This is a genomic window from Bifidobacterium callitrichos (assembly GCF_008698085.1).
GTDB lineage: Bacteria > Actinomycetota > Actinomycetes > Actinomycetales > Bifidobacteriaceae > Bifidobacterium > Bifidobacterium callitrichos.
In genome coordinates, this window is the sequence record NZ_RZJP01000003.1 from 421,282 (window position 1) to 437,213 (window position 15,932).

Below are 15,932 nucleotides of genomic sequence, written 5' to 3' on the forward strand. Positions count from 1 at the left end.
AGACTCCGTCCCCAGCCCCGTTCCGGCACTGACCATGGCCCAAATCACGATCCTCTCACTGGTGTTGATTGGAACGCTGATGAAAAGGCACATCATGGAATTCGTACATCCATGACAGCTGTCCGGTTTGAACGCCGGAACGATTCAAATGACACAACCCGCAGACAGAACGGAAGAATCCGATCAGCTACAATGTATATACTATGATATACATATCGTTTATGTTGAAAGTCATGTTGAGAGGCGATGCGCAATGACCACACTGACCCTCAGTAAGTGGGGCAACGCCCAAGGCGTGCGCCTGCCCAAGGACATGCGCGAACAAGTGGGGATGACCGACGGGTCCCGCGTTGAAGCGACCATCAAGGACGGAGCCATCGTGCTTCGCCCGATTCGCACGGACGTAAGAATCATTCGGGTTCCGCGCCTTGCCGACGTATTCCGCAACCGCACCGAGGAATACAAGGCCACGGAGGAACTCGCGGGGCCGGCAGTAGGCGAGGAAGCCCTATGACCGCCTGGAGATACGGAGACGTTCTTCTGGTCGATCTCGACCCGTCAAAGGGCCATGAGCAAAAGAAGCGTCGTCCCGTGGTCGTGGTAAGTAACGACGATTTCAACCGCAATTGCAGCCTCACCGTCGTCATCGCGATCTCGCATGGACGCGGCGACTTCGAACTTCACCTGCCCATCACTGCCGTTCGGAGAGAGGATGAGGACGGATGGATTGACGGTTACGCGCAAGTCGAGCAGATCTGCGCCCTTGACCTCGAGGAACGCAATCCCGTACACATCGGCCGCCTCAAAGAGGAGGACATGGATCAGATCACCGGAATCCTCATCAGCTGCTATATCCAGCCCGAAATGATGGTCATCCCGAATTACGCGCAACAGGATTAGCGCAACATCCTTTCCACCCGCTCCACGACATCATCCGGGGAGTGCTGCCCAACATCCCGGAGATCCGCCTGACGGCCCGGAAGACCGGAACCCGCGACCTCGGTTCCGACGCCACGCCGTCACTGCATGTCGAGGGGCTCCTTGTCGCTCGGCGCGGGGAAGGCGTCGTCCAGCGCCGCGAGCTCGTCTGCCGCCAGTTCGATGTCACGCACGCGCAGGTTCGCGAGCACGTGACGTGCGTCACCCGAGCAGGGAATCGCGATGACGTCGTCACGGCGCAGCACGAACGCGAGCAGGATCTGCATCGGTTCGACGCCATGCGCGTCGGCGATGCGGCGCACGACCGGCGAGGAGAGCAGCCCGTCGCGCAACGCACCCGCCTGCGCCAGCGGACAGTAGGCCATAAGCGGCACGCCATGCGCGTCCATCCAGTCAAGCAACGAGAATTCGACGCCGCGCGAGCCGAGATGGTAGAGGTCCTGATTGACCGCGCAGGCATCGCCGCCCGGCACGGCGAACAGCTCGCGCATGTCGTCGACGTCGAAGTTCGAGACGCCCCAGTTGCGGATCAGCCCGTCCGCCCTAGCCTCCTGCATGCACGCCACGGTCTCGGACAGCGGTATCGAACCGCGCCAGTGCAGCAGGTACATGTCGAGATAGTCGGTGCCGAGGCGCGCGAGCGACGCCTCCAGACTGCGCCGCAGCCGGCCGCGTCCCGCGTTGTGCGGGTAGACCTTGGAGACGAGGAACAGCCTGGAGCGGTCGTATCCGGCGATCGCACGGCCGGCGAGACGCTCCGCTCCCCCATCGGCGTACATCTCCGCCGTGTCGATCAGGGTGATTCCAGCGTCGAGTCCGGCCCGAAGCGCGGCGATCTCCTGCTGTTCGGACCGCCGCCCCTCGGCCAGATGCCATGTGCCCATGCCGAGTCGCGGCATCAGCGTGCCGTCATGCAGGGTGACCGTCCGCTTGAATGACATGCTCATACTCATGCATCCTAGAAGCCGAGGCGGGTGCGGCCGAACTGGTCGAGCCAGCGCAGGATCGCACCCTCGCGCAGGGCCCACGGGCAGATCTCGATCTCCTGGATGTTCAGCGCCTTCATGATCTCGTCGGCCACGACGCCGCCGCCGACGATCTGCATCGTACGCTCCGGGGTGATGCCCGGCAGCGCCACGCGCTGCTCCGGGGCGATCGCGGCGAGACGCGGAATCCAATCCTCGAGCTGCTCGCGCGTCATGATGAGCGTGTCCTCGCGTCCCGGCTGGCGAAGCACGGCTCCGGCGAGCCGGGCGAGCGAACGGAACGTCTTCGACGTGCCGACCGCATGGTTCGGATGCTTCGACTTGGGGAATGCCTCGACCATCGGCTCGAGGATCTTGCGCACGTGCCGGCGCACGTCCTCGAGCTGCTCGGGCGTGGCGGTGCCCTCGGGCAGGTACTTGGTGGTCACACGGCCCGCGCCGGCCGGCACGGACAGCGCGACGGTCGGCTCCTCGTCGGAGCCCATCGCGACCTCGAGCGAGCCGCCGCCGATGTCGAGCATGAGCAGACGGCCGGCGTCCCAGCCGTACCAGCGGCGGGCGGCGAGGAACGTGAGCCTCGCCTCGTCGGTACCGGACAGGACCGTGACGCCCTGGCCGATGCGCTCCTCGATCTTGCGCAGCACCTTGTTGCCGTTCGGCGCCTCGCGCAGGGCGCTGGTGGCCATCGCGAGCAGCTGCGTGATGTCATACTCCTCGGCGAGCTTCATGCTCTCGTCGACGGCCTCGAGGATCGCGTCGATGCCGGCCTTCTTGATGGAGCCGTCCTCCTTGAGGTACTTCATCAGACGCACGGTGCGCTTCGTGCTGGCCTCCGGCTCGGGGCGGGCGCCGGGCGCCGCGTCGACGATGAGCATGTGGATGGTGTTCGAACCGATGTCGAGCACGCCGAGTCGCGTGGTATGCGCGCGCAGATTGACCATGTGGGTTGGATTCCTTCTTCTTTTTCTCTGATCTTTTCTCTGATCAGGTATCAAATCTTACCGCAGGGTGGGCAGCCATCGGCCGAGACGGTCAAGCCCCTCGGCGAGCGCCTCGCGCGATGCGGCGTAGCTCAGACGCACGTGCGTGTCCGCGGTGGCGGCGCCGAAGTCTCGGCCCGGGGTCAGCGCGACGTGCGCCTCGTCGAGCGCGCGCTCGCAGAACGCCCATGCGTCCAGCCCGGTCGAGGAGATGTTGAAGTAGGCGTAGAACGCGCCGTTCGGCTCCACTTCGACGGGCAGGCCGATGCGTTTCAGGCCGTCGACGACGATGCGTCGGCGCGCGAGCAGCTCCTGACGGCGACGCTCGCATTCGGCGAGGCTGTCGGGCGTGAAGCAGGCGAGCGCGGCGTGCTGGGTGGGCGTGTGCGCGCACAGATAGTAGTTGGTGGCGAGGTCGTCGACCGCGGTGAGCACGGCGGGGTCGTCGGGGACGATGGCCCAGCCGAGTCTCCAGCCGGTCATGCCGAAGAACTTGGAGAAGCTGTTGCACACGATTGCGCCGTCGTCGCAGGCGAGGACGGATTTGACCTCGGTGCCGTCCGGTTCGCGGTCGGCCAGATCGAGGTAGGTCTCGTCGACGATGCGCCATGCGCCGTGTTCGCGCGCGAAGGCAGCGACTTCGGAAAGCACGCGGAAGTCGATGGTGGTGCCGGTCGGGTTGGACGGCGAGGTGATCATCACGGCCTTTGTGCGTTCGGTCCAGTGCGCGGCGACCAGTTCGCGGTTCAAATGGAATCGGGTGGCGGCCGAGGTGGGCACGTCGACGACCCTGCCTTCGAAGCTGTTGACGAGTTCGCGGTTGCACGGGTAGGACGGGTCGGCGATGATGACCTCGTCGCCCGGGTCGACGGTCAGGGCAGTGGCGAGCAGGAGAGCGGCCGATCCTCCGGAGGTGATGACGATGCGTCTGGGGTCGATGTCGAGGTCGTGGCGTTCGCGGTAGAAGTCGGCGATCGCCTGACGCAGTTCGGGCAGGCCCATGGCGGCGGTGTAGGGCAGTGCGCGGCCGTCGTACTGTTCGCGCATCGCGTCGCGCACCGCCGGGGGCGCGCCGAAGTCGGGTTCGCCGAGGGAGAGTTTGATGACGTTCACGCCGTTGGCGATCATCTCGTCGGCCTTCGCGCCGAACACCATGGCGCGGAAGGGCTGCGCCTCGCGGGCGCGTCGTGACATCACGGGCTGCTGTGCTTCACCACTGGTCATACGCCCGTTGTATCGGCACGGCCCGACAGGATGGCCGTGGGGCGGCGGGGTGGTCCCGCCCGCGAGACGCGATGACGGGTAGGATTGGGCTTGCCCGTCGGGCCCGTCCCGCACGGGTGGACGCACGATTCGACACGATTCAAGGAGGAACGATGGGCAGTCCGAACGGCAGGCTGAACGGCAGACGAGCCGAGGTCGAGGCGAACGGCGAGAAGGTGAACGTCGCCATTCTGGGCGCCGGTTCGATCGCGAACACGATGGCGACGACGCTGGTGAAAATGGCCGCGGACGAGCGTTACGCCGGGTGGATCCACCCGTATGCGGTGGCGGCCCGCGACTGGAGCCGCGCCGAGGAGTTCCGCGGCAGGTACGGCTTCGACAGGGCGTACGGATCGTACGAGGAGCTGGCGGCCGATCCGATGGTCGATCTGGTGTATATCGCGACTCCGCACGTCTTCCACGCCGAGCAGGCGATCCTGTGCCTCAAGGCCGGCAGGAACGTGCTGGTGGAGAAGTCGTTCACCGCGAACGCGGCGCAGGCCCGTGAGCTGCTCGACGTGGCCCGTCAGACCGGTCTGCTCGCCACGGAGGCGATCTGGACCCGCTATCAGCCGAGCCGCGCGATCATCAACGAGCTCGTCACCTCGGGCGAACTGGGTGACATCCGCATGGTGCGCGCCGACCTGAGCTACGAGAACCACGGGCGCGATCGCATCACGAATCCGGCGCTGGCCGGCGGCGCGTTGCTCGACGTGGGCGTGTACGCGCTGAACTTCATCGACATGGCCGTCGGCGCCGACCACGGGCGTGAGATCGCCTCGCTGAACACGGTGATGGTCCCGTACGAGTCGGGCGTGGACCAGTCGAACGCGACGACGATCGTCTACGACGACGGGATGATGGCCGTGGCGACCAGCTCGCGTGCGGTCGCCTCGGACCGCGCCGGCGTGATCGAGGGCGACAAGGGGTATGCGATCGTCGACAACATCAACAATCCGACCGGCATCGACGTGTACGGCCTCGACCACGAGGTGAAGCGCCACATCGACGTGCCGGCGCAGCTGACCGGCTACGAGTACGAGGTCGCCGCCGCGGCGAACGCGATCCTCGATGGCCTGGGCGAATGCGCCCAGATGCCCCACGCGGATACGATGCGCATCATGGAGCTGATGGATCGCATCCGCGGGGCATGGGGGCTGGTGTATCCGTTCGAGGGGTGATGCTCACCGCCGTTTGGCGAGGGCCCAGCCCAGCAGGGCGAGCGGCACGGCGCAGGCGGTGAACGTGGCGGGCAGGAGCATGCCGACGTGCGGGCCCGCCGCGTCGAGCGTGATGCCCGCCACGGACGAGCCGATCGACGTGCCGACCGTGCCGGCGGTCGTCACCCAGCTCAGGCCCTCGGTCAGGCTTTCGGCCGGCACGAGATCCTTGACGATGAGGTTGCCGGTGGTGAACAGCGGCGAGACGAACAGACCAGTGAGGATCTCGACGGCGCCGAGCAGCAGCAGGTTGTCCATCGCGAGACGGAATCCCACATAGCCGACGGCGAGCAGGCACAGGAACATGACCATGTGCCCCCAGTGCGAGCCCTTGAGCTGGCGCGAGCCGAAGACGATCGCGCCGATGCACGAACCGAGCGCGAACATGGCCAGCTGCAGGCCGAGGAAGCCCTCCAGTCCCATCGATTTGATCGACGCGGCGATCGACACGTCGAACGCGGTGAAGCTCATGTTGAACACCACGAACACGATCAGCAGGGGCAGCACGCCGCCGTAGAGCAGCACGCTCCTCGGTCTGGCGCCCTGACGGCGCAGCGGGTCGAGGCTCAGGGAATCGGCCTTGCCGGAGGTGGGGCGATCCGCGGCAGCCCCCGCCCCGACCCCGGACACGTCGACGGTCTCGACCATGGCCGGCGGCTGCGTCGACTTGAGCGAGAAGAACACGGCGCCGCCGATGCCGCAGGCGAGCGTCGGCACGAACAGCTGGCTGACCGGATGCACCGAGGTCGCGAGCCACGCGGCGAGGATCGGACCCAGAATGAACACGACCTCGTCGATCGCCGCCTCCATCGCGTACGCGGTGTTGAGCAGCGCCTCGCCGTCCTCGACGCCGCGCAGCGCGTACGCCCAACGGGTGCGCACGAGCGCGCCGAACGAGAACTGGGTCAGTCCCATCACGATCGCGAGCGCGAACAACAGCGGGATCGGCACGCGCACGAGGGCCGCGAACGCGAAGGCGAGCATCGAGACGACCTGCACGGCGAGGGCGATGCGGCCGACGCGGCGCTGGCCGAACCGGTCGAAGGCGCGCGCGTAGAACGGGGTCACGCAGGACAGGGCGAACACGTAGACGGCGCTCATCGTGCCGGCGACCGTCCAGTTGTCGTACAGGTGGTTCAGGGCGAGCACGATGCCGAGACTCATCATGGAGATCGGCAGTCGCGCCACGGCCCCGGAGACGCAGAACGCCTTCGCGCCGGGGATGCGGAACAGGCGTGCGTAGGGGGATGCGTTCACCGTGGTTGCACTCGCGCTCACGCCTCGATCCCGCCTTCGTAGATGAAGACGTCCTCGCCGTTGCCGGCGGGTTCGTCGGCGTGATCCTTCGCGTACCGTTCGGCGACGCGCCGCAATCCCTTGTGGTCGTAGAAGCCGACGTCGCACGTGGAGTCGGTGTGCAGGTAGTAGCGTTCGACGCCTTCGGCCGCGAAATGGTCGAGCATCCTGCGCCACAGGGTGCCGCCGACGCCGTGGCCTCGTGCGGCGGGCGCGACGAGGAACAGTTCGAGTTCGCCCTGGCATCGGCTGTTGATGGCGATGTCGTCCTCCATGCGGGTTTCGAGCGCATGCCATGCGTTGGTGCGTGCGAGCGCCGCGGCACCTTCGGGCGTGGCGTCGAGTTCGGCGTCGATGCGCGCCAGTTCGTCCGCCGTGTCGTCGAACAGCGTGGGACGGCCGGCCACGCGGGTCAGCGTGACGCCCATGAACGTGCCGTCGGGGCCTTCGGCGATGTCGCCGCGTGTGGCCGGTTCAAGGTAGTGGAGCGTGAAATGACTCGAGGTCATGCGCGAGATGGCCGGATCCCCGGGTTCGTCGACGCCCCAGGTGCGGTAGAACTGTTCGACGATGGCGTCGATGTCGCTTCGGCGGATCGGCCGGTAGGTGACGGTTGCGGTTGCGGTTGTGTTGGCGGTTGCGCCGGTCGCAGCCATATGCCTTGCACTCCTTTGGTTGGTCGTTCGGCACGTGCGCCCGCCCACACGTGCACGCACGAGGGTCGCGGTCTCCCCCGGCGCGGCGTTCACGGCGCGTTCCAGCCGTGGGACCCGCTGTCCGCCCCGCATCCCGCAGGGTGTCGTTGCCCGGGGAGGCGTAAGGCGGATGGGTCTAGTCGTCGTCGGATTGCTCGGGAACTCCGGAGCTCAACTCGGCAATGATATCCTGTTCTGTTTTCGCCTCGGCGCGCACCAGTCGGTACGATTCGTCAGGCTCACTGACATAGTAGAGAGCGGCGTCGATACTGTCCAGCGGCACGCCGGCGACCGCGGCGAGCAGCAGCCGGTACAGGTCCAGCTGGACGAGCTTCTCGGCGACCTGTCTGGCCGTGTGCGGCCGCCGTCCGGTCTTCCAGTCGACGATGGTGAACCGTTTGGCCGCATCGTCCGGGTCGAGTCCGCCCGCGAACACCGCGTCGAGCTTGCCGTTGGCGATGATGCCGTCGAACTGCGGCAGGGGCCCTGCGATCGGACGCTCGGCCCACACCGGGGTGCGCGCCGCCCACGGCGAGGAGGCGAGGCGACGCTCCCATGCGATCAGCTCGCGTTCCACCGCATCCGCATTCACACGGTCGCGGTCACGTTCGCGCGCCTCCAGATCGGCGAGCATCGCGACGCGCGTCTCGCCTCCGATGCCTGCCGCAGCGTCGTCGAACACGCCGGGGATCGCGGCGTCGACGAAACGCTCCGCCCACGCGTGGAACCGGGTGCCGGCCGATGCCGCCGGCGAGGCGACGGTCGGGATCGGGCGGACGACGCCGCGCCAGTAGCGGCGCTCCTCGCGCTCGCTCATGCGTCCGGCGCGCGCCTGCAGACCGGTGACCGACTGCCGGGACCCCTCGAGGATGCGCTGCGCCCGTACCCTGATCTCCTCGTCGAGCCGGTCGCCCTCGGCCTGCGAGGACATGAGGTCCTCGTCGGCGACCAGCATGCGCGCACGGGTGAGCAGCGGTCCGGACGCTCCCGCCTGACCCGATCGGACCGCGCGCACCGCGTCCGCGGCGGCGACGAGCCGTGATTCGATCGTCTCGCTCAGCGAGGCCGGCCACGGCAGCGTCTCGCCGCCGTCGACCTCCTCGACCGGTTCGAGCAGCGCCTCGCCGACGACCGCGTCCTCGTACGCCGCGGCGCGCTCGCCGATGAAGAATCCCTGCGGCGCGCTGGTCGTCGGTTCGACGCCGTCGGGCAGGTTGGCGGGTTGCGAGACCGCATCGGGGCGCGCGTGGAACGCGTCATGCACCTCGGTCCAGAAGTTCGATGCCCTAGCCCCCTTGGTCTCGCCCTCCACGCCGCGGCCGAGATCCTTGGACTTCGCGTAGGTGAGCAGCATCTCCCCCTTCGTGCGGGTCAGCGCGACGTACATGAGCCGGCGTTCGTCGGCGTGCAGCCGGCGGCCGTACTCCTCCGCCTGCGTCAGATGCCAGGAGTCGGGGTCGACGTCGTCGATGCCGTCGCCGATGCCGCGCAGCGTGCCGTACACCTCGTCGTCGATGGTCTCGACGTCGTCGAATCCCGAGTCGTCCATCGTCGCGATCGGATCCGCGTCGACCGGCGCGTCGTGCGGGAACCGGGGCAGAATGCCAGCGTCGGCGCGGATCGGCACGGGCACGGCGGTCGGATCGTCGAGCCATGTGCGGGCGGTCTCACGGTATTCGGGCGCATGCCACCGCCCGTCCTCGATGCCTCCCGCGTGCTCCTCGTCCGTCTCGATCTTGAGGCCGTCGCCCTCGTCGCTGGGGAAGACGCCGCTCTCCAGACCGACGACGGCGACCGCATCCCATTCGAGTCCCTTGGACTGGTGGATGGTCATGAGCTCCACGTCGGCCCTCCGGTCGGCGTTCAGCATCGACGTGTAGTCATCGACGCTGCTCAGCGCGTCGACCCAGGCCATGAACCCGCGCAGCGTGGGCGTCGATCCGGCCGCGATCTCGGTGGTGTAGGTGTCCACCAGATCGATGACCGCGTCCATCGGCACGTTGGCGAGCGTGGGATCGATGCGCACGCCGCCGGTCGCCTTGCCGGTCGCATCGCCGGTCGCGTCGCCGTCGGGACGGAACGCCTGCGCAACCACGGCGTCGATGTCCAGATCGAGCGCGCGCACCGCCTCGCGCACCACGTCCGCAAGCGGACGGCCGATCAGATCATGCACCTGCCGGAGCACACCGGCCGCGTTGAGGATGACGCGTCGGGACTCGACGTCGAACCGGTCGTCGTCGATGAGTGCGTCCAGATCGCCGCGCAGCATCACGTCCGGCAGGAACACGGCGTTGGCGACCTCGTTGCGGTGATCGTGCACGATCGCCGCCCACTGGCCGCGCGGCGCCTCGGCGGAGGCGAGTCCGGCGGCGACGAGCGCACGGTAGCGCGTCTCCATGTTGAGGTTCTCGGCGATCGACGCCAATGCGGTCAGCCTCGCCGCATCCAATCCGAATCGCGGGGTGGCGAGCAGACGCATCAGCGACGCCGCATCGGTATGGTCGGCGACCACGTGCAGCAGCGCGAGGATATCGCGGATCTCGGGGCGTTCGAGCATGGCCGAATAGCCGACGACCAACGTGGTCAGCCCGGCGGCCTCAAGCGCCTGCTGGTAGAGGGGCATGGTCTTCTTGGATCGGAACAGCACGGCCACGCTCCTGCTGTGCGGGTCGCCGGGGTTCCACGGATCCGGCGTGGCGGAGTCCCCCGCCGACACCGCCTCCGCGATCGGGCGCACGCTCATGCGGCAGAATCGCACGACGCCGTCGATCTCCTGGCCGAGCGTGTCGTATCCGAGCACGCCGATCGTGCCTTCGGCGGCTCCCGCGAGCGTGCCGAGCGGGGTGACGTCGACCTCACGCATCAGCGAGCTGCCGGGCCGGCGCGGCTTCTCACGCAGCGGCAGGGTGAGCGCGTTGGCGGCGTCGAGCACGATGCGCGGATTGCGTCGGGTGACGCTCAGCGCATACGGCTTCGACCCGGATGGCATGGCGAAGTCCCGCTGGAACATGCGGAACGCGCCGGGGCTGGCGCCACGCCACGCGTAGATCGACTGGAACGGGTCGCCGACCGCGTTGACGGCGGTGCCTCGGCCGTGGAACAGGGTGGCGATGAGGGACGCCTGCGTGGTGGAGGTGTCCTGGTATTCGTCGAGCAGCACGTGGCTGAACCGTCTACGGTAGCGTTCGCCGATGGACGGGAAGCGGGTGACCAGCTGGTATGCGGCGATGGTGAAGTCGCCGAACTCCGCCATGTTGCGTCGGCGCTTCTCCTCGACGTACGCCTCGACGAGGTCGAGCAGGATGTTGCGCGTTTCGGCGACGCCGACGAGGTTCGCGCAGTGGTAGACGCACACCTCGTGCTGGGCGCGTTGGTAGTCGTCGAGCTTGGCCGTCCAGGTGGCGTCGGTGTCGCGCTTGGTGCGCTTCGGCCTCTTGGGTTTCGGCTCCTGTTCGGGTACGGGGTCGTCGCCGATCGCCTCGCGCACCCGCCGCGCGAACGCGTCGTCCCACGCGCGCACCCGGGCGATGGCCTCGGTCATGTCGGTGACCTCGCCGCCGATCATCGCGCTGCCGATCGCTCCGGACAGGGCGAGCAACCGCCCGGCGAGCGTGTTGAACGCGCCGAGATCGTGTCCGCGCAGCAGGTCCATGTGGCGGTCGATGACGTCGACGGCGATCTGGATCGCTCCGGCGTCGCTCAGCGGCTGCGTGTTCTGGTCGAAGCCGACGAGCAGGCCGTACTGGCGCACGATGGACTGGAAGAACGCGTCGTAGGTGAACACCGACGGCTTGAGGAACATCGCCTCGTCGCGCATGTCGGCCACGGCGGCGGAGACGCGGGTGAGCAGCTCGCCGGCGGCCTTGCGCGTGAACGTCAGGCCGAGGATGCGCTCCGGCGGCACACCGCGTTCGATCAGGGCGATGATGCGGCGGGTCATCGTGTAGGTCTTGCCCGATCCGGCGCCGGCGACGACGAGCACGTCGTCGTTCGCGGGCGCGTCGATGACGGCCGCCTGCTCGGGGCTGGCGCCCTGCGATGCGGTGGTCGCGGTGCCTGCGGGAATCATGGATGTCATGCTTGCCTCGTTTCGATCACGGTGTCGATCCGGCCGGCGCACGCCGGGCAGACGGCGCCCATACGGCAGTGCTTCAGGTGATTGGCCGTGGGGTGGGCCATGAGATGTTCGCAACGGCTGGCCGCGGCCGTGTAGAAGACACGGGCGATCATGGTCAGCGACCACAGCGCCTGCGTGCCGTTGAGCGACGCGAAGGCGGCCCACTGCGCGTCGTCGACGTTTGTCAGCCCCTCGGGTCTGACGGACGGGTCGAGGGCGGGCATGTCGAGGATCTTCGCAGGGTTCGGGAAGTACGATCGCGGCGTGTAGGCCCGGGCGTTGAGCGAGCCGCTCGTGAACAGCGCCGGCTGGTGCAGGCCCTCGGGGGCTCGGCTGTGTGCGGGGGCGGACTTGTGTTCGACGTGGAACAGCGCGCTCTGGCCGATTTCGGGTGCGATCGCGAGGGCCTCGGCGCCGCGCGGGCCGAAGGAGCCTCCCTTCGACTGGCTCTGTCCGGATCGGTCCTGACCAGATGCGGCGGGCCGTTCGGGGAAGGTCAGACCGAGCTGGTAGCACACGAGCTGCAGGTCGTTGACGATCTGGCTCACGGCCGGCAGCTGGCCGGTCTTGTAGTCGATGAGCCTGACGCGAGTGCCGCCATCCGGCAGCGTGCGGATCTCCTTGCGGTCGATGCGTCCGGTGAGCCGCACGATGAGGTCGTCGCGCATGCCCTCGGGCCAGCCGCCCACCAGAAGGCCCATGAGCTCGGAAAGACCATGGCGATCCACCGGTTCGACGCCGGGCGTGGCGTTGTAGGCGGCGAGGATGTCGCCCAGATCGAATCGCGCGGCGAACTCCTCCTCGCAGGACACCCGTTCGAGCCGCCCGATGTCGAAGTACTTCGCGTTGGCGCCGAGGTATCCGGCCTCGTTGCCGTCCACGAAGTAGGAGGCGATGTTCGCCAGCGTCTCGCCGGCCCCTTCGTCCTTGCGGATGGCCGCGTACCGGCTGGCGGGATCCTCGATCAGGGAGGTGTCGGGCCTGAGCTCGTCGTAGATGGCTTTCAGCCGTTCCGTGACCGCCGCAAGCCGCTGTTCGTGCGACGCGTCGGCCATGAAGCCGGGCAGGTCGACTCCCTCCTCGCTGCCGCGTTGGGCGACGGCGTGGATGAGCGTGCCGAAGCTGGTGGCGATGGCGGAGGGGCGAGGTCCGGCGAACGTGTTCTCCAGCATCCAGCACACCGGGCACTCCCACAGCCGGTCCACCGACGAGGGCGACAGGGAGACCATCGGGGCGCGCTCGGGCTGGGGGGACTCGTCGTCGAACGCGTGCGGCAGGTACGCCCAGTGATCGGGGTCGGCGGAGGCGACGCCATGATCGGCGAGCAGCGCCAGCGCGGCGGCCGCATCGCGGGCTTCGGGCGAATCGGCCGGATTGACGGCGAGCGCGACGCGGGCCGCCGCGACGACGCCGCGGGGGTCGGCGTCCAATCCCGCGTACTCGCCGTAGGCGTCGTTCCCACCGTCGGCTCCGTCACCGGTCGCGGGATCAACCCCGCCGTCGGCTCCGGGATCGACGATCACCGCCACGCCGTTTCCGTCGCGGGTGAACGTGCCCTGACGGGATCGGCCGGCGATGGCGGCGCCGACCGTCTCCCGCCCGACGGGGGTGAAGAGGTTCCGGTCGCGGCAGTAGCGTTCCGGCAGGTAGGTGTACAGGAAGTCGGAAGGCAGCGTGTCGTCGTTCGCGACGGCGCTGACCGTCACGAGACGGTCGGCGCGGGTGAGCGCGACCAGCAGGCTCTTCTTCTCGGAGGAGAGCACGGCCGCCAGTCGGGGATCGCCCGCGACGCCCGCGGCCGCGCGGGCCGTATCGTCCCAGGTGATGCCGCCGTGCAGGATGACGTCGCCCAGATCCTCGCCGCCGAACATCGTGTTGCGTTCGGCGAGGTTCGGCCACACGTCCTGCTGGATCGCCGGACACCACACGTACGCCCAGTGGCGTCCGGCCGCGCCGGCGGGCGTGGTGAGGGTCACGGCCTGTTCGATAGGCCCCACGTGGGCGAGGGAGTCCGCTTCGATCTGCATGGATCGCACCCGTTCGATGAACGAGACGATGTCGTGGCCGGACGCCCCGCCCTCGGCGTACTGGAACAGGCGCATCGCCGCGTCGAGCCGGTCGTTGGCGGCGCGGCCGTCGGGCGTGTTGGCGAATGCGGTCCGCTGCCAGACGCGGGCCACGCCGGTCGCCTCCCAGGCGAGGGCGAGCGCGAACTGCGGCTCCCTGCTGGCCAATGTGCCGAGGCCTTCGGCGACCTTGCCGACGAGCGTCCACAGGCGTTGGAACGCCTTGAGCTGCGGGTCGGTGCCGAGCACCTGTCCGACGGCGGCGACAACCATGTCGGCCGGCGCGTGCGGGTCGTCGAGGGCGAGCATCGCGTAGAGCGCGTTCACGCCGAACGACGGCGCGTCTGCATCCGGCCAAGCCGTCGCGTCGACGAGCGATTCGTCGACCGATATGGTGCCGGCGGATGCTGTGCCGGCGGATGCTGCGGCGTTCCGGGACGAGCGCCGATGGCACAGCTCACCCCACGCCTGCACCAGTTCGGACAGCGTTCCCGCAGTGTCGGCACTCGCGGAGTCGGCACTCGCAGTGCCGGGGTCATCGGCGGCGGCATCGTCACCGATCTCCCCCGCATCATCGGGCCGCTCAGGCTCAGCCCCGATGACTCCGGCGAGCGATTCCAACGCGCTCATGGCCGATTCGACGATCTCGATGCGCGCGGGGCGTCCCTCCACCGACCGTTTCGCGCCGATGGTGATCAGCGGTCCGTCCATCAGCGTCGCGACGCGGGATCGGGCGAACGCGGCGATCTGCCGCAGGGTCATCGACGTGCCGTCCATGCCCTCGCGGCGCAGACGCGCGAGTTCGATCAGCGCGAAGAGCCCCTGCACGAACGGCTCCTCGCTCAGGGGCCGGGTGACGGACGAGTAGCGTACGGGCACGCCGTCGCGGCGCAGGCGTTCGCCGAAGACGCGTACGGTGGCGTTGTCGTGCGCGATGACGGCCATGTCGTTCCATTGGGCGTCGCCGTCGAGTCGGGCGCGTTTGATCCGCCAGACCACGTCGTCGAGCTCCTCGCGCGGCGAACGGTACAGTGCCGAGGCGAACGATCCGTCATTGCGGCGTGGCGACGCGGCGTCGAGCATCGCGATCGGCCACGCGCCCTCGCGTTTCGGGGTCTTGCCCGGACGATCCGGCAGCGGCGTGGGATCGTCCTCAGGCGAGGGGATCGACAGGGAGACCCGCGAGACGACGATGTCGCGATACGTGACCCGATCGGCCGCATGATCGGCCTGTGCGATGCCGATGCGCGCCGCGTTGAGCGGTCCCTCGCAGGCCTCGGCGAACAGGTATTCGGGGTAGGAGCCGCGGAAGGTCTGCACGGCCTCGTCCGGGTTGCCGACGAGCAGCAGCCTCACGCCGGCGTCGGCCAGCGCCTCGAGGAATCGCAGTCCCGCGAGCGTGGTGTCCTGGAAATCGTCGACGATCAGCACACCAGGCAGGCTGGACGGGCCGCCGGTAGCCGCGCCCGCGCCCGATTGCCGCAGGACGCTCGCACCCTCGACGAGCAGACGCGACGAGTCAAGCCGGTACTCGCCCGGATACGCCCGTTCAATGGCCGCCGCGTACTCGCTGCGCAGCGCGAAGGCCAATCGCCATTGCAGCTCCAGTCGTTCGCCGTGCGCACCGGCCGCGCGGGCGGCGGACAGCAGCTCGCCCTCGCGCGCGATCGAGGCGCCGAGCTCGCTCATACGCGCCAGCATGTCGCGCAGCTGGTCGACGAACGCCGACGAGATGCCGCGTTCGAACATCTCGGGCGTGGATGCGGCATCGCCATGCGAGCCCGCAGACGAGCCCGCAGACGAGTCCACGGGCGTCTCCGCGTGCGAGGCGACGGCGCGCGCCCAGTCATCGGAGGCGAAGTACGCGCGCAGCAGCATGCACACGTCGCACGGATCGCCGGCCATGGCGTGGGCCAGATGCACGGCCAGCACGCCGCGCAGCAGCGCATCCTGTTCGGCGCCGTTGAGCAGCCTCGGGGCGGCGAGCCCCTGCGTGAAACGCCGGTCGGCGATCACACGGAAGGCGATCGCCGACAACGTGGTCACCGGACGGGTCTGCGCGGAGCCGCCGACGTGACGGATCGCCTCGTCGCGCAGCCGATCGGCGACCATGCGATTGGAGACGGCCATCAGCGCGCGCTCGTCGCCGAGCCGGTCCAATGCGTCCAGCAGCGCGGCGAACGCGAACTCCGTCTTGCCGCCCCGCGGCGGTGCGGCGGCCAGCAGCGCACGCGGCCGATCGTCTCCGGCGGGGTCCCCGGCGATGGCATCGCCGGTCGCCGTGGCATCGCCAAGCAGCATGTCCAACGCCTCGGACGCCGTCACGTTTCCCATCATCTCGTTCATAATCCTCAAGCCTATTCCTCTTTC

Annotated in this window: 10 protein-coding genes; 3 read left to right on the forward strand and 7 right to left on the reverse strand. The window is 68.5% G+C overall.

Annotated features, from left to right (window positions below; translation table 11 throughout):
• The first annotated feature begins 253 nt into the window (after nt 1–253).
• Together EMB92_RS08730 and EMB92_RS08735 are read left to right on the forward strand one after the other, a co-directional pair.
• Nucleotides 254–514 (forward strand): AbrB/MazE/SpoVT family DNA-binding domain-containing protein, encoded by a 261-nt coding sequence (locus tag EMB92_RS08730; RefSeq protein ID WP_150394545.1) that lies wholly within the window; start codon nt 254–256, stop codon nt 512–514.
• Nucleotides 511–900 carry a type II toxin-antitoxin system PemK/MazF family toxin gene (locus tag EMB92_RS08735; RefSeq protein WP_150394546.1) on the forward strand — a complete coding sequence of 130 codons (390 nt, stop codon included), beginning with the start codon at nt 511–513 and terminating at the stop codon, nt 898–900. Before EMB92_RS08730 ends, EMB92_RS08735 begins: the two co-directional genes overlap by 4 nt.
• A gap of 119 nt (nt 901–1,019) precedes the next feature.
• Here the strand turns inward: EMB92_RS08735 and EMB92_RS08740 are convergent, their stop codons facing one another.
• The 3 genes from EMB92_RS08740 to EMB92_RS08750 are packed head-to-tail and all read right to left on the reverse strand — an operon-like array spanning nt 1,020 to nt 4,099.
• Nucleotides 1,020–1,886 (reverse strand): aldo/keto reductase, encoded by an 867-nt coding sequence (locus EMB92_RS08740; protein WP_150394547.1) that lies wholly within the window; start codon nt 1,884–1,886, stop codon nt 1,020–1,022.
• An 11-nt stretch (nt 1,887–1,897) separates the two neighbouring features.
• Complete coding sequence (locus EMB92_RS08745; RefSeq protein WP_150394548.1) at nt 1,898–2,866, reverse strand: Ppx/GppA phosphatase family protein; 969 nt, start codon at nt 2,864–2,866, stop codon at nt 1,898–1,900.
• A 57-nt stretch (nt 2,867–2,923) separates the two neighbouring features.
• Nucleotides 2,924–4,099 (reverse strand): pyridoxal phosphate-dependent aminotransferase, encoded by a 1,176-nt coding sequence (locus EMB92_RS08750; protein ID WP_190973633.1) that lies wholly within the window; start codon nt 4,097–4,099, stop codon nt 2,924–2,926.
• 182 nt (nt 4,100–4,281) lie between these two features.
• Here EMB92_RS08750 and EMB92_RS08755 point away from each other — a divergent pair, with 182 nt between their 5' ends.
• The gene (locus tag EMB92_RS08755; protein ID WP_150394550.1) at nt 4,282–5,349 is read left to right on the forward strand and encodes a Gfo/Idh/MocA family protein; all 1,068 of its coding nucleotides are present in this window, start codon (nt 4,282–4,284) and stop codon (nt 5,347–5,349) included.
• Nucleotides 5,350–5,352: 3 nt separating this feature from the next.
• On the opposite strand, the gene EMB92_RS08760 is transcribed toward EMB92_RS08755, so the two are convergent.
• The 4 genes from EMB92_RS08760 to EMB92_RS08775 all read right to left on the reverse strand — a co-directional run bounded on the left by EMB92_RS08760 (nt 5,353) and on the right by EMB92_RS08775 (nt 15,908).
• Complete coding sequence (locus tag EMB92_RS08760; RefSeq protein WP_223847656.1) at nt 5,353–6,555, reverse strand: MFS transporter; 1,203 nt, start codon at nt 6,553–6,555, stop codon at nt 5,353–5,355.
• Nucleotides 6,556–6,662: 107 nt separating this feature from the next.
• The gene (locus tag EMB92_RS08765; protein WP_190973624.1) at nt 6,663–7,340 is read right to left on the reverse strand and encodes a GNAT family N-acetyltransferase; all 678 of its coding nucleotides are present in this window, start codon (nt 7,338–7,340) and stop codon (nt 6,663–6,665) included.
• Nucleotides 7,341–7,515: 175 nt separating this feature from the next.
• A complete protein-coding gene (locus tag EMB92_RS08770) occupies nt 7,516–11,457 on the reverse strand; it encodes an ATP-dependent helicase (protein WP_223847647.1) in 3,942 nt (1,313 codons plus the stop codon).
• Nucleotides 11,454–15,908: a PD-(D/E)XK nuclease family protein gene (locus EMB92_RS08775; RefSeq protein ID WP_223847648.1), complete on the reverse strand. Its 4,455-nt coding sequence runs from the start codon at nt 15,906–15,908 to the stop codon at nt 11,454–11,456. The genes EMB92_RS08770 and EMB92_RS08775 overlap by 4 nt, the downstream gene beginning before the upstream one ends.
• Nucleotides 15,909–15,932: the final 24 nt, after the last annotated feature.

Excerpts from the sequence above, each read along its gene's own strand:
- EMB92_RS08730 (WP_150394545.1), top strand. The coding sequence starts at position 254 with ATGACCACACTGACCCTCAGTAAGTGGGGCAACGCCCAAGGCGTGCGC.
- EMB92_RS08735 (WP_150394546.1), top strand. The coding sequence starts at position 511 with ATGACCGCCTGGAGATACGGAGACGTTCTTCTGGTCGATCTCGACCCG.
- EMB92_RS08740 (WP_150394547.1), bottom strand. The coding sequence starts at position 1,886 with ATGAGCATGTCATTCAAGCGGACGGTCACCCTGCATGACGGCACGCTG.
- EMB92_RS08745 (WP_150394548.1), bottom strand. The coding sequence starts at position 2,866 with ATGGTCAATCTGCGCGCGCATACCACGCGACTCGGCGTGCTCGACATC.
- EMB92_RS08750 (WP_190973633.1), bottom strand. The coding sequence starts at position 4,099 with ATGTCACGACGCGCCCGCGAGGCGCAGCCCTTCCGCGCCATGGTGTTC.
- EMB92_RS08755 (WP_150394550.1), top strand. The coding sequence starts at position 4,282 with ATGGGCAGTCCGAACGGCAGGCTGAACGGCAGACGAGCCGAGGTCGAG.
- EMB92_RS08760 (WP_223847656.1), bottom strand. The coding sequence starts at position 6,555 with ATGATGAGTCTCGGCATCGTGCTCGCCCTGAACCACCTGTACGACAAC.
- EMB92_RS08765 (WP_190973624.1), bottom strand. The coding sequence starts at position 7,340 with ATGGCTGCGACCGGCGCAACCGCCAACACAACCGCAACCGCAACCGTC.
- EMB92_RS08770 (WP_223847647.1), bottom strand. The coding sequence starts at position 11,457 with ATGACATCCATGATTCCCGCAGGCACCGCGACCACCGCATCGCAGGGC.
- EMB92_RS08775 (WP_223847648.1), bottom strand. The coding sequence starts at position 15,908 with ATGAACGAGATGATGGGAAACGTGACGGCGTCCGAGGCGTTGGACATG.